A 13161-nucleotide genomic window follows, 5' to 3' on the forward strand; every position below is an offset into this window, starting at 1 on the left:
GACTCATATTCTAATGATATAAAGTGAAACTTTAATCAGTGGGGGTTTTCTCCATCCCCCACTGATTATTAGTTGAACCAATCGGGCTTTTACGGACAGTTCATCTCMCACCTAACTTCTTCGCTTTCGCTGAATTTTGAGGTGGGAGTGTTACTGTCCGTTAATGCGGGATAAACTTGAAGATAAGGGGTGAACAATATGAGCTACAATTGCAACGTCGAAAGCAATACGTACTTTGATGAAAGCTGTGTATGTAATGTCGTCAAATTCATACATGAATTACAAGCGTGTGTATCCACTTCTTATTCATCACAATTTAAAGCTCCACTCCTCGGTCCGCACTATACAACAAAAGTAGCAAACACACGTCCATTTATTTTATTCACAAAGTCAGGAAATCCATTCGAAGCATATGTTCCTTCTACAAATAAATATTGCCGCTCTCCTATTTTCCGTGTAGAAAGTGTAGATGAGGATTGCTGTGCAGTATTACGTGCATTAATCGTTATCGTGGGGAAGGGACCTGACACTAGCCCAGATCCAGTCTGTACTTACTTAACGATTCCGCATGCTGAATTACGTGCAACCTCTTCTTGTATCACGGTTGATTTACATTGTTTTTGCGGTATTCAATGTTTGCGTGATGCTTCTGTTGTAAACTATTAAACATATAGAAATTGAATACTAACTTCCCATTCCATATCCATTACTGTAAGTTATTCATAAGTAAATTTACCGATTTTTTATAATTACATAGCAATGGAAGCAATATGGAACATATGTAACCATCAATTCATTATAATAACGGGATTTTTCTTTATCTCCTACATAGCTAGCATGTATATTCATTTATCCATATGAAATACATGTATAACTCACAGGCTCTCTATTTCTGTTTGAAACCCACGAATTACTTCTTCATATTTTCCTTATTCCATTCATATCCTAATCATGTGCAAATTTCTCTCCTTTGAATATCTTATTAAAGCGACTTTGCGCATGCTCGCACAGCCTTATCCTACTATTAAAGTTTGCTATATCAATCAACCGTTTCTATTATCCTAATCAATTTCATAACTCTCAACTCTTATGTACTAAAGGTTTTGAGAACACATAAAAAGAGTACTACTCCAGACTCTTGTATAATGTAAGTGACAACATAAACAAAAAACAGGAATATAAATTGACTCCCTATGTCTGTCATATGTCAAGAAATCCTGCCACATCGCCTCGATTGATACGACACATTTCAGGTCCTAACTCCACAAGAAGAGTTGTAAAGGATTCATGAGCAATACAAGTTTGATTGATTAGGCTAATAATAAGTGGGGATGAATCCCCCACTTATTAAAGTTTCACTTTATTGTAATCATGGTCTTACAATTAGTCTTTGCAACGTTTTATAAACCCAAAAGGATCACACTTTTTCTTTTGGCGGAATACAAGTTTATTGTTAGGCCACTTATGGCAGCCTGAATGACAATCATCACCACATGAGTGATGGCAAGATTTTTTATCATGATCATTTTTTTTCACACGTGTACATTTTTTCACACGCGTACATTTTGTTCGTGGACGTTTACAACCTGTTGTGCGTTTACAACCTGTTGTGCGTTTACAACCTGTTGTGCGTTTACAACCTGTTGTGCGTTTACAACCTGTTGTGCGTTTACAACCTGTTGTGCATTTGTGATTAAAGATTGGGTCTTGATGTAAAAACTCTTCCATCCCYGCACTTTTGATTTCCTCAACAGCTTTTTGAATATCACGTTTCATAGAATCCCTCCTTATCGCCAATTAAACTGAAATGTATCCTTTTACATTAATCATGATATGAAAATGGTATTCTCTTTGTATGGGCCAAAAGCTTAAAGTTTATAGAAATAAATATATAGCGGATGTTGATGCAAAGCAGTAAGCAAACTACCTGCAACTGTTTCTTACTTCAACAATTTTTGAACTTCATATATTTTCATACAAAACAAAAACACTCACGATAACGTGAGTGTTTTTACCCTTGGTTTTGTTGATCAGAGGTGTTCTTTTTCTGGCCACAATTACAACCCTTTTTCTTTACAAAACCTAGCTGCTGGAGCTGCTGTTGAAGTTGCTGCTGTTGTATTTGATACGATGGATGAATAGTATAATATGGATTGGGTTGCGGATTATTTCTCATAGTAAACATCTCCTCTGCAGGATAATTCTATCACTTTACTATATGAACAACCTTTCTACTCTGTTCCCCCATTTTCTTATTCAATAAAGCGACTAATCACCGTTTCTATAATAGCTGCAGCACCTGCAATAGCTAACAGTAGTATAAGTGTGATATACCACCATATTCCCCAAACCTCAATGCAGCACTTTTAGATGGCTGAAAAGACTCGTGATTGTAAATTAGTTTCATGCTATGTGAAAAGACGTTCGAAAATCAAGCGTTCCCTTTATAAAACATCTCAATATTTCTAGAAAAGATACCCCGGCTCATCCGATCCACTAGCCATATCGCAAAATTAATTAGGATTTATATAGTTACAATCACCAATAAAATAAATAATATTAAAACTTTGATCGTTCCTTGTATTTTACAATCTAATTAAGGAGAATTTTTTAAAATCGTTACATATACCCTATAAAAAATATTCATATATAAATTCAATCTAAAATTTCGAATCGTTTTCATCATTGTCCTATACTAGATAAATATTTTACAGGGTGAACAATTGATAATTGGGAATGATTTGTATTTTCAAATTCTTTTTTAAGTTTCTGGTCTTTTTCAAGATAATCTTCATTAACATACATTAAAATATTTTGTGAGTACCACCATTCTACATCATAGTTATTCCATATTTTACTTCTTATACAATCAATAGCTTCGTACCTATATTTCTTAAATAAAGCTGCCCAATATTCTGGCCATTGCTCATTGAAATGATTATCACCTCCCTGAAATGGAATTGCAGCTGAAAATAGAATAACTGATCCAAGAGATGTTAATGTTTCTACAAATGTTGTAGCACATTCAATAGGCAAATGTTCAGCAACCTCTAACGATACTACTAAATCAAATTCCCTATTTAACTTAATAGGCTTTGTTAAATCTAGTGCTATAAAAGCATTTTGTGGTATATGAAGCATATTCTGATCTACGTAATCACCATCAATTCCTACTATATCTTTAACGCCTTTTTCTTGGAAAACAGATAACCACGTCCCTACTCCACATCCTATATCCACAACGGAATTAGGCTTAATGAAGTCTAGAACATAAGGGATAACAATTTTTGCTGAACGTAACGATCCAACTTGTAACCATTGAAAATAATCTTTTTCATATGAATCCATCTGCATCCCCTTCTACATATTTTTATGAAACATTTATCAAACTTTATATATCTAACATATAAGTTTTTTTACCACACTATGTTTCTTGCAAACACCTTGCTACATTAACACTTCAACTATATGACATTGTTAAAAAAATAAAAATTATACATTTCTTTTTTCACAAACCTTGTTGCTGAAGTTGTGTTTGATATGCTGGGTAAAGGGTATAATATAGATGTGGTTACAGATTATTTTTCATAACACGCCCCTGTAGGATAAATTCACCAACCTAATATATGAACAACCTTTCTGCTCTGTTCCCCCATTTTCTTACTCAATAAAGCGACTAATCATCGTTTCTATAATAGCTGCAGCACCTGCAATAGCTAACAATAGTATAAGCGGTTCCGCTACTTTCGGAACAAAATAATACAACAAAAGCAAAAATGCACTCACCCACACACCCGTACACCAATAACAACTTAACAATTCACCAATCCATTTTTGGATTCCTTTTCCTTTTACTTTCGTATAAGTGGATACTGTACCATCCGGTTCATTTATTTGCACTTCTTCAATAAATGGCCTACGCAAAAATGCTGTAATTTTATCATAAACAATAAGGCGTGTTAACCGAAACGCAGCGCAAGAAAATATAGCAAATAACAACCAACTATTAAGTAACAAATTCCCCATCTCTCCTCTCAAAAGAAATCATGCCTATTTCCAAAAAGACAAGCTTAGGATAGTAACCAATTTACACCCGTTTCAATATTCTATTAATGTAAAAGAAAACTCAACGATAAGGAGTGAAATAAATGAGTTGTAATGACAAACACGGCCATAAAGGTCTCGACTGTGTATGTGATGTTGTAAAATTTATTGATGAATTGCAATCTGCATGCGTCGACTTTATCTGTACGGCTAACTGTTTAAACCCTATGCTAGGTATGCCGTCTAGCGGAATGAAAGCTAATACAAGGGTATTTTCTTTATACAGCAAAAATGGCGACCTATTTTTCGCAAACTTTTTAACAGAAAATTGCACCACAGACAGTTCAGAATTCTTTCGTGTAGAAAGTGTAGATGACTGTTGTGCTGTATTACGAGTGTTAAAATTAAACGATGGAAGTTTGGGTATGTGTAAATTTGACAAAACAGATCAATGTATCATTGTGGACTTAAATTGTTTCTGCGCAATCGCATGCGTCGAAGATGTATTTATTCCTTGCGTTTAATTATGTAAACTTAAAAACTATAAGCGGTAGAATTTTTCTACCGCTTTTCTATTTACGTGAGTCCCTTCATTTGTATCGTTTCAATCTCCGCAAGTTTTATAGTAACAAAATTGAAATAAGTGCTACTTTTCAGTTTTAAAACCTCTTTTTCAAATGACACGATATATCCGACATATACTTCTTGCCTCGTTTGGACTGCGCACTGGATATTAGGAATGTAATGTGGCCTATTCAATACATAATTAATTTTTTCTATGTTGGTCATTTGTGTAAAAGCTTTCTTTCCCTTTCCCTTTCCCTCTACCTCTTTCTCTATTTCCATTTCATTATCAACTGAAACACTTTCCTTTTCAGCTGAAAAAGGCTTTTCTTCTACTTCTTCCTCTGTTTCTTCTTCATTATCAACTGAGATACTTTCCTCTTCAGATGAAAAAGGCTTTTCTTCTACCTCTTCCTCTGTTTCTTCTTCATTATCAACTGAGATACTTTCCTCTTCAGCTGAAAAAGGCTTTTCTTCTACTTCTTCCTCTGTTTCTTCACTTTCCATCTCCGAACTAGGTACATTAGGTAAAGTTGCACTCTTATTTTCCTGATTTAAATCTAATTGATGTTGCTCAATAGAATTTTGTTTTACAATAAATACTTTTTGCATACCCCCAACTAGTTGCGAGCGTTTTGATTGTGCAATATAGAGACGTGGTTGTTGTTCTGAAGAAGTTTTTTTCTCCTTTCCCATCTTTCTTCCTCCTCTGCTTGACTTACTTGCTATTAATTTTTACAGCTGTCTACATATAGTTACTGAAAAAAGCTCTTTGAATCATATTCAATATATTCTTTAAAGTTCGCAACGCTCCTCAATACCCTTGATTTTTCCAAAAGTTTATGTTCTTGAAATGTAGAAGTATGATGACGAATGTTAGGATAGCGAATATACACATAGTTATATTTAGAAGTACTATACAATTTAAAACCTCTTTTTAAACAAGCCTTCAAAAAAAGAGTATCTTCCCCATCATTCACTCTTTCAAATGTCACATCTCCAAATATTCTCTTTTTAAAAACCAAGGTGGCACCTACTAAATATTTTTCATATAACTCTTCTTCCAAGTACAACTCCATAAATTCTTTCTTCTCGTTAAAAAGAGTAAGCATTTGATTACCAAGATAATAAATAAAAATAGTACTCTTTCCAACCATATCTGCACCACTTACTTGTAATCCCTTCATCGCCTCTTCTAAATAATATGAAGAGTAATAATCATCATCATCAAACTTTGCAATACAATCGTATTTTGTTTTTGGAATAGCGAAGTTATAACACTCCCCAAGTGTAATGCTACTTTCCAATCGAAAAACACGAATGTTTTCAATGTCCTGTGCCTTGTTTTGCCACCTGTCTATATCCATAGCATCATTATTCAATATAATAATTAATTCTTTCTCCTTATATCGTTGACGCTCATAATTGTTAAAAACATTCTCCAAAAAATTCTCACGCTTTGTAACCGCAATAATCGAGACCATCTATTCGCCCCCATTATGATTTATCCCGCATTAACAGGCAGTAAGACCCCCACCTCAAAATTCAGCGAAAAAAAAGAAGTTAGGAGGGGGATCAACTGCCCGTAAAAGCCCGATTCGTTCAACTAATAATCAGTGGGGGATGAAGAAAGCCCCCACTGATTAAAGTTTCACTTTATTACCCACTGGGGCCTTCCTACATAAACCTTGTTTATAACATCATACGAATAACATACATTTTATATTCCAAAAAACCTTCCAGAACATTCTATTCTGTCTTTCATATACTGTTATTGGCGAATTTTTTAAAACTTATAAAGTGAAACTTCCCTCAATGGGGTTAGTTGAACAAATCAGGCTCTTATGGACAATTATCATCCATCCAATATCTTCGCTTTCTGCATAACTTTGAGGTGGAATTTTAGGGGCAAAATATACTTTCATACACAACAACATGAGGTGAGCAAATTGACAAAAACAGTTGTGATTACTGGGGTTGCTGGTTTTCTTGGTTCTTATTTAGCCAAGACACTTTTAAATACAAATGGAACTTTCGTGATAGGAATGGATAATTTATCTACTGGAAAGATAGAAAACTTGCAAGAAATACTTCATAATAGTAATTTCAAATTTCTACAAACTGACGTATCATCATCTGATATTTTACAACTAGCATCCCTATCAGCAGTAGATGAAATCTATCATCTTGCATCTCCTGCTTCTCCAAAATTCTATCAATCTACTCCATTTGACACGATAGATGTAAATATATCTGGAACGAAAAATATGCTTGAACTTGCAAAGCGAACAAATGCAAAGATCGTATATACAAGTACGAGTGAAGCTTATGGAGATCCAGAAGTTCATCCTCAAGATGAAACATATAGAGGAAATGTGAATACATGGGGACCAAGAGCCTGTTATGATGAATCAAAACGGATGGGAGAAGTTCTATGTTACTTGTATCATTCTCTCTACAATGTGCCTGTTAAAGTGGCTAGAATTTTTAATACGTATTCAGCAGGTTTACGAAATGATGATGGGCGAGTTATATCCAATTTTGTAACGCAAGCACTAACTGGGGAAGACATGACTGTGTATGGGGATGGTTCACAAACACGTTCATTTTGTTATGTGACCGATACAGTGCATGGACTAATGTTGATGATGGAGAAAGAGGAGGCCAATGGAGAAATTATTAATATTGGAAATCCAATAGAGTATAAGATTGTTGATGTTGCTCATATTGTAAAAAAATTGACAGGTTCACAAAGCAACATTACCTACCATCCGCTGCCAGAGGATGATCCKAAGCAGCGCAGACCAGATATTGCAAAGTCAAAGCAATTACTTAATTGGAAACCACAAATAAATTTAGAAGCAGGGCTAAAGTTAACCATTCATACTTACAAAAAGAAATTAGATTTATACTACTAATTTATAATACCAAACATTATAATTATATTTAGTAAAAGCCACTTTAGTCAGTTTTTATATAGAAAGATCACTTATGTTTACATAAAGTGTCTTTCTATAAAGGCTTCTATACTAAATTTCATTTTTAAATGAATGTACATTTTTGATGAACCATTGCTCCCATTATATAAGACGCATGAATTACGTAATACACTTCAGGGGCTCGGGCAATTTTGTGATTTTTAGTAACTTTTAATTTAGGCTATGTTAAACTTTATTGTTAATAATGGATAAGATATTGTAAAAATTCCACACTAAAGGTCTGAACTCATAGAAAAGAAGCGATATACATTACAATGAAGCCAAGCAAACTACGAAATGAAATTTTGAAATCAGATGATACAAGTAAGTATGGACTCTGCATTTCTAAAAAGGTCTGTGCGTATCGCTATGCAAAAAACCAAGCCAATTATCAAAGTGAAACAACCAAAATGGATTCGTATGTACTCATTGTGAAAGTTAAACTGTAATGCGATTTAAAATTTACAAAATGATGAAAAATGAAAAAATCATTCGCCAGCAATACAAATGCAAGTCTTTTCGTAAATCATTTACAGATTTTACAACTATGCCGTTGCGCCGTACTCAAAAACAAGAGAAATGATTAGGGTTCATGCAATGTATGATAGAAGGATACTCTCTTCGTAAATCTACTGAAATCATTAGAGATATTTCATAGGTTACGTTGTTTTATTAAAAGCTGTTAGCTGCTCTTCAGTATATCTATTGTGCCGTATTTGAGGGTATAGTCGAGACATATTTCTTATATTCCGAGAAAGAAAAACGAAACATTGTAGGTCACAAATCAACAAGGCGTGGTGGTTCTTCTTCGTTTCGTGGTATTAGTAAGGAACAAGTATGCATACTTGTTCCTCGTGACCGTTAGAAAACAACATATTCTAGTTTGTTAGATATGGAGAGAATCGTAAACTCTCGTTTAGATAAAGTTATCGAATAGTATCCGCCTTCTAAAGTATCCATCATGACGCATTCTATGGATAGGGAAGCCAATGAGTTCTTTACGAAGGGCAAGAGGAAATTATCTTTTCTGAAAGTGAAAGCATTCTAGACGACTTTGAATATTTCCCATTAGAAGACAAACTAGAAGATACATTCTGAAACTTCTATAAAAAAACAATTGGAAATTAAGTGAATTCTAACTTTTCTTTGTAGAGTGGTGTTCAAACTGTTGGAATGAAGCTGGAGGCATAAAATTTGAAACACCTTATTATGTTTGTTTCCACGATGAAGGACGGTCGGACTTAAAATAGCCTAAGTGGATTTCAAACGAGGATAATTGGCAAGCTTAGTACAATTTAACCCTAAAAGAATGCCTTTAACGAAAGGCATTCTTTTCCCTATCAAACCAACATTGTATTTTAATATAAACTAAATTTAAAAATGTTCTTCATTGAAACCTCTTTGAAGCATCCTTACTCGTGCTAATTCTTCCACGGTTTAAATAGTTCATTAAAGTTAAAGCTATGGCCATCAATTACCATGTCAAGTGCGTGGCCAAAATCGATAGCGATTCGCCCTGTTGAATTAGCTACTATTGGTGTTAAGATAGTTGAGGGTATACCTGCAGCTAGTAAAGCAATGTCCCAATCATTATTTTCCAATAAATATCCATGTAATTCATTTATATGCCGTGTTCCTTCTAGTGGCAAAGCAATAGTTACATTCACATGTTTTTTTTGAAAATACGGTATAGCCTCTTGAGCACGCCTGCCAATAAGGGCTATCTTTTTATTTTGAAGGAGTTCCCAAAACTTTTGTTCCCCTATCATTTCATGTGTTACCCAAACTGAACATATTTTTTTAGGGATATAGCGTAAATGATGAAATAATTTTTTAGTATTCTCATACCAAAATTCTCCGTTTTCTTCACAGTCCTGTCTAATAAATCCTGCCACATTTGTTGTTTTCATTGATTTCAATACTTTTCTAGCTGTGGGTTCAACAGACTCAGTAAAACCATTGTATGACCTGAAATCATTCATTATATTGAATACTTTCTTATTAAATTTCCAACTTAAACACGAAATTTCTGCATGTGAAAATCGAGTCAATGAAAATGCTTCTTTCTTATTTAACGCTTCCTCTAAAAGAGCTATTACTTCATAAGTATTTAAAAACTTATGTTGATAACTATGACAATTACATGACACAGAATCACCTCAATAATCATTTTTTATTACAGGTCACCACTATAAAATTCAAAAATGTTTTGATTAGGTTCCATTCTATAGCTTTTTAATGAGCTAATTAGTTCATTCTTATGAACGGTGCTATTTAATAAAATTACCCCGTCTAATTTTCTAGTTTTGAGCCACGACTTGAGTTTTGGAAGATAACTTCTTTCCTTCTGATAAATCATTAATGGAATTTCGAGTACCGATTTTGACTGCTCTACAAATAATTCACATCCTCCTTTACTTCCAATTACAGCTAATTTTGGATAATCCTGCTTATTTCTATGAATTGTATTTCGAACATACTTTGAAAATGAGTAAAATAATTCTTTCACTGTTTCGTGCATATTCTTATTGGATAGAGAGTCATCATATCTTCGATAATGATAAAGCACCTCAGGAACATTTTCTATTGGACCTAAAGTAATGAGTCTAGTCCAAAGATCATAATCATAGGCAATTTTTAAGTTAGCATCATATTTCCCTGCTGTTATATAAGCACTTCGTGAAAACATTACGCTTCCATGAGTTAATGGACAACCCTGATATAAACTTGAAGCTATCTGAGAATTCTCCCTAAACCAATTTCTTCCACTTTCAAAATAAAGATCTCCCTCCGATAGTTGGTTGTCACCTGGAATACACTTAATCCAAGAACCTACCGCAACTAATTGGAGATGTTCTAAAAGATAATCAACTTGTATTTCTAGACGCTTAGGAACACTAATATCATCCGCATCATGAATGGCAATCCAGTCCCCCTTCGCATGTTCAATACCTATGTTCAGTGCCTGAGCTGCCCCTTGATTACTTGAAAGATGTATTATCCTCACTCTAGGATCTACAATTTCATCTAAAAGATTTGAAGTATTATCTGTTGAAGCATCGTTAACTATAATCAATTCATAATGCTCGTATGTTTGTGAAAGAATACTGTCAATTGCTTCTTGTATAAATTTCTCGCCGTTATAAACAGCCATTACAACAGATACAAACATTAAGCAACTCTCCTTAATTTTAATTGACTAAAGGTCTTCTCTTATATTCTTATTAGATTATGTTTTAAGAAAGATGGATGACAGGGCCTTTATCCGTTAAATTCAGTTTTATATTGCACTCTACTAATGCACGATAATTTCGATATATATGAATATAAAATAGAACGAGGACTTTTTTTAACGAACATTCCATTAAATGGGACAAGAGTAAACCTGTTTTATCTACTTCAAACGAAACTAGAATGTTTTGTTTTCCCTTAGCAGTTATATACATCTAATATCAACATCTGTTTTTAGCACAGACTTATCTTAAAATCTAGTAAATCAAAGGAATTACCCAGGCAAGTTTATGATAAAAACCATGCCAAATTTCAGTTGTTATATCCATCCGGATTGATCCTGTGCCATCGCTGCGCAGAACGAATCATATCTTCTAAAGAATACTTAGGTACCCAGCCGAGTTCCTCACAAACCTTTTTTACGGATGCTACTAAATAAGGTGGATCCCCCTCTCTTCTTCTCTCGTAAACAATGTTTGCTTTCTTCTTTGTTATTCTCTCACATTGTTCAATAATCTGTTTAACTGAATACCCTCTATTATTACCTATGTTGTAAATTCTGCACATAGGTGAAGAATTCAGTAATGCTTGTAATGACAATATATGCGCCTCTATCAGATCAAGCACATGGATATAATCACGTATACATGTTCCGTCTGCAGTACTAAAGTCGTTTCCAAATACAGATATATATTTGGATTTTCCTGACAGGTGCAAAAGAACATTTGGAATGAGATGTGTTTCAGGGTTATGATGTTCCCCGATTAGACCGGAAAAATCAGCACCCGCTACGTTAAAGTAACGAAGAATTATATAATCCACCCCATATGTTTTAAAGCAATCATCTATCATTTGCTCGACAATTAACTTAGAACGTCCGTATGGATTGATTGGAGACGTAGGAGATTTTTCATTTAAAAATTCGTTTTCCGCCAATCCATATGTGGCACAAGTAGAAGAAAAAATTATCTTCTTGATGTTATGCTTTACCATTGCCTCTAATAGGTTAAAGGAATTCACAACATTGTTTTCATAATATTTAAGCGGATTGGATATAGATTCACCAACTAAGCAACTCGCGGCAAAATGCATAACAGCCTCAACATTATATTGAGTAAAAACCTGTTCTAGTAACACATAATCTCCTATGTTCCCTTTAACAAATACCGCCCTAGAATCCAATGATTGTCGATTCCCTGTTGAAAGGTTATCAATAACCAGCACATCGTACCCTTTATTTAGTAATTCTTTTACCGCATGACTACCTATATAACCGGCCCCACCTAAAACCAGTATCATATATTCACCTGCTTTTCTGAATACATATTTCTATTCAATCTTAAAAATATGCTCATTCATCTTCAACCCTTTACGAATGAGTTTTTTCATTAAGCGATGCGATTGCTGATTATTCATTACAAATATAGCATCAATGACATCATTACTTATTAAGTCTTTAATTTCCCATTCTCTAAGCTCTCCGCTACGACTAATATATCTTTTAACATTCATGTTTACATGAGGGGCAATATATCTTTTAAAGAACTCACATTTATTTCGAGGTGCCAATACAATAACATTCGGACTTTCATTATGGAGATAGCCTTTCTTGCGATGTATAAAGTCTCGTATACCCATTGTGGCAGCCAATAATAATTCTTTACCTACCGCACTAGAATCACCATGACTAAGGGAATTAGGAAGAACACGATAGTGATACAACACCTTAGGTATCTTTTCAAATGGTGCAACTTCAAATAGACGAAACCATAGGTCGCGATCATACACTATTTTAAAGAGAGGATTATACCCACCCAAACGGTGGAATACTTCTTTTAAAAACATTACTGAACCATGACATACATAACATGTCAAAAATCTTGTCGTATAAACCTCTTCTTTAGACATTACCTTATTAAAATAAAATTCATGAGCATACAAAGATTTTTCCGAAACCGGTTCCTTTCCTGCTATCCCTTTAACGAAAGAACTCACCCCAATAGCTTGAGGATGTTTTTTAAAATATTCAATCTGCTCTTCTAGTCTTATTGGAACACTTACATCATCGGCGTCTTGGATAGCAATCCATTTTCCCTCCGCTTGATTGATTCCCTGATTTAGACAGAACGCCGCTCCATGATTTCTGTCTAAATGCATCACTCTAACTCTTGTATCTTGTATAGCATCTAAAATTTCCTTTGTTCCATCTGTGGATCCATCATTCACAATAATGTATTCAATCTCTGTATATGTTTGATTTAAAATACTCTCAATGCATTCCTGAAGGTATTTTTCTCCGTTGTAAACAGCTGTTACCACAGAAACTAGCATGACTTTCCTCCTT

General features: G+C 34.2%; 13 protein-coding genes. 3 read left to right on the forward strand and 10 right to left on the reverse strand.

Annotated features, from left to right (window positions below):
- Positions 1 to 198: 198 nt before the first annotated feature.
- Positions 199 to 666: a CotY/CotZ family spore coat protein gene (locus tag AC1DIT_RS04020; protein ID WP_016113814.1), complete on the forward strand. Its 468-nt coding sequence runs from the start codon at positions 199 to 201 to the stop codon at positions 664 to 666.
- 717 nt (positions 667 to 1383) lie between these two features.
- Here the strand turns inward: AC1DIT_RS04020 and AC1DIT_RS04025 are convergent.
- The 4 genes from AC1DIT_RS04025 to AC1DIT_RS04040 all read right to left on the reverse strand — a co-directional run bounded on the left by AC1DIT_RS04025 (position 1384) and on the right by AC1DIT_RS04040 (position 4017).
- On the reverse strand, positions 1384 to 1776 hold the full coding sequence (locus tag AC1DIT_RS04025) for a CotG/ExsB N-terminal domain-containing protein (RefSeq protein ID WP_476998071.1): 393 nt from the start codon (positions 1774 to 1776) through the stop codon (positions 1384 to 1386).
- 235 nt (positions 1777 to 2011) lie between these two features.
- Positions 2012 to 2185 (reverse strand): cytochrome C oxidase subunit III, encoded by a 174-nt coding sequence (locus AC1DIT_RS04030; RefSeq protein WP_077295706.1) that lies wholly within the window; start codon positions 2183 to 2185, stop codon positions 2012 to 2014.
- A gap of 497 nt (positions 2186 to 2682) precedes the next feature.
- Complete coding sequence (locus AC1DIT_RS04035) at positions 2683 to 3348, reverse strand: class I SAM-dependent methyltransferase (RefSeq protein WP_016113812.1); 666 nt, start codon at positions 3346 to 3348, stop codon at positions 2683 to 2685.
- A gap of 312 nt (positions 3349 to 3660) precedes the next feature.
- The gene (locus AC1DIT_RS04040; RefSeq protein WP_016113811.1) at positions 3661 to 4017 is read right to left on the reverse strand and encodes a DUF1360 domain-containing protein; all 357 of its coding nucleotides are present in this window, start codon (positions 4015 to 4017) and stop codon (positions 3661 to 3663) included.
- 131 nt (positions 4018 to 4148) lie between these two features.
- On the opposite strand from AC1DIT_RS04040, the gene AC1DIT_RS04045 reads away from it, so the two are divergent.
- On the forward strand, positions 4149 to 4568 hold the full coding sequence (locus AC1DIT_RS04045; protein ID WP_016113810.1) for a CotY/CotZ family spore coat protein: 420 nt from the start codon (positions 4149 to 4151) through the stop codon (positions 4566 to 4568).
- Positions 4569 to 4620: 52 nt separating this feature from the next.
- Here the strand turns inward: AC1DIT_RS04045 and AC1DIT_RS04050 are convergent, their stop codons facing one another.
- Together AC1DIT_RS04050 and AC1DIT_RS04055 are read right to left on the reverse strand one after the other, a co-directional pair.
- Positions 4621 to 5304 carry a CotO family spore coat protein gene (locus AC1DIT_RS04050; RefSeq protein WP_016132595.1) on the reverse strand — a complete coding sequence of 228 codons (684 nt, stop codon included), beginning with the start codon at positions 5302 to 5304 and terminating at the stop codon, positions 4621 to 4623.
- Between the two features lie 59 nt (positions 5305 to 5363).
- Positions 5364 to 6092: a glycosyltransferase gene (locus tag AC1DIT_RS04055; protein ID WP_016113807.1), complete on the reverse strand. Its 729-nt coding sequence runs from the start codon at positions 6090 to 6092 to the stop codon at positions 5364 to 5366.
- A 465-nt stretch (positions 6093 to 6557) separates the two neighbouring features.
- Between AC1DIT_RS04055 and AC1DIT_RS04060 the strand changes: the two genes are divergently transcribed.
- The gene (locus AC1DIT_RS04060) at positions 6558 to 7526 is read left to right on the forward strand and encodes a GDP-mannose 4,6-dehydratase (protein ID WP_016131249.1); all 969 of its coding nucleotides are present in this window, start codon (positions 6558 to 6560) and stop codon (positions 7524 to 7526) included.
- Between the two features lie 1481 nt (positions 7527 to 9007).
- On the opposite strand, the gene AC1DIT_RS04065 is transcribed toward AC1DIT_RS04060, so the two are convergent.
- The 4 genes from AC1DIT_RS04065 to AC1DIT_RS04080 form a co-directional block, all read right to left on the reverse strand.
- Positions 9008 to 9736 carry a GT-D fold domain-containing protein gene (locus AC1DIT_RS04065; RefSeq protein WP_016113805.1) on the reverse strand — a complete coding sequence of 243 codons (729 nt, stop codon included), beginning with the start codon at positions 9734 to 9736 and terminating at the stop codon, positions 9008 to 9010.
- A gap of 26 nt (positions 9737 to 9762) precedes the next feature.
- A complete protein-coding gene (locus AC1DIT_RS04070) occupies positions 9763 to 10758 on the reverse strand; it encodes a glycosyltransferase family 2 protein (protein WP_016113804.1) in 996 nt (331 codons plus the stop codon).
- A gap of 371 nt (positions 10759 to 11129) precedes the next feature.
- The gene (galE, locus tag AC1DIT_RS04075) at positions 11130 to 12116 is read right to left on the reverse strand and encodes a UDP-glucose 4-epimerase GalE (protein WP_016113803.1); all 987 of its coding nucleotides are present in this window, start codon (positions 12114 to 12116) and stop codon (positions 11130 to 11132) included.
- A 30-nt stretch (positions 12117 to 12146) separates the two neighbouring features.
- Positions 12147 to 13148, reverse strand: coding sequence for a glycosyltransferase family 2 protein (locus AC1DIT_RS04080; protein WP_016113802.1), 1002 nt, complete (start codon positions 13146 to 13148; stop codon positions 12147 to 12149).
- Between the last annotated feature and the right edge of the window lie 13 nt (positions 13149 to 13161).

The organism is Bacillus sp. 05T22 (assembly GCF_056396765.1).

Coding starts and splice junctions, on each gene's coding strand:
- AC1DIT_RS04020 (WP_016113814.1), top strand. CDS start 199: ATGAGCTACAATTGCAACGTCGAAAGCAATACGTACTTTGATGAAAGC.
- AC1DIT_RS04030 (WP_077295706.1), bottom strand. CDS start 2,185: ATGTTTACTATGAGAAATAATCCGCAACCCAATCCATATTATACTATT.
- AC1DIT_RS04035 (WP_016113812.1), bottom strand. CDS start 3,348: ATGGATTCATATGAAAAAGATTATTTTCAATGGTTACAAGTTGGATCG.
- AC1DIT_RS04045 (WP_016113810.1), top strand. CDS start 4,149: ATGAGTTGTAATGACAAACACGGCCATAAAGGTCTCGACTGTGTATGT.
- AC1DIT_RS04050 (WP_016132595.1), bottom strand. CDS start 5,304: ATGGGAAAGGAGAAAAAAACTTCTTCAGAACAACAACCACGTCTCTAT.
- AC1DIT_RS04055 (WP_016113807.1), bottom strand. CDS start 6,092: ATGGTCTCGATTATTGCGGTTACAAAGCGTGAGAATTTTTTGGAGAAT.
- AC1DIT_RS04070 (WP_016113804.1), bottom strand. CDS start 10,758: ATGTTTGTATCTGTTGTAATGGCTGTTTATAACGGCGAGAAATTTATA.
- galE (WP_016113803.1), bottom strand. CDS start 12,116: ATGATACTGGTTTTAGGTGGGGCCGGTTATATAGGTAGTCATGCGGTA.
- AC1DIT_RS04080 (WP_016113802.1), bottom strand. CDS start 13,148: ATGCTAGTTTCTGTGGTAACAGCTGTTTACAACGGAGAAAAATACCTT.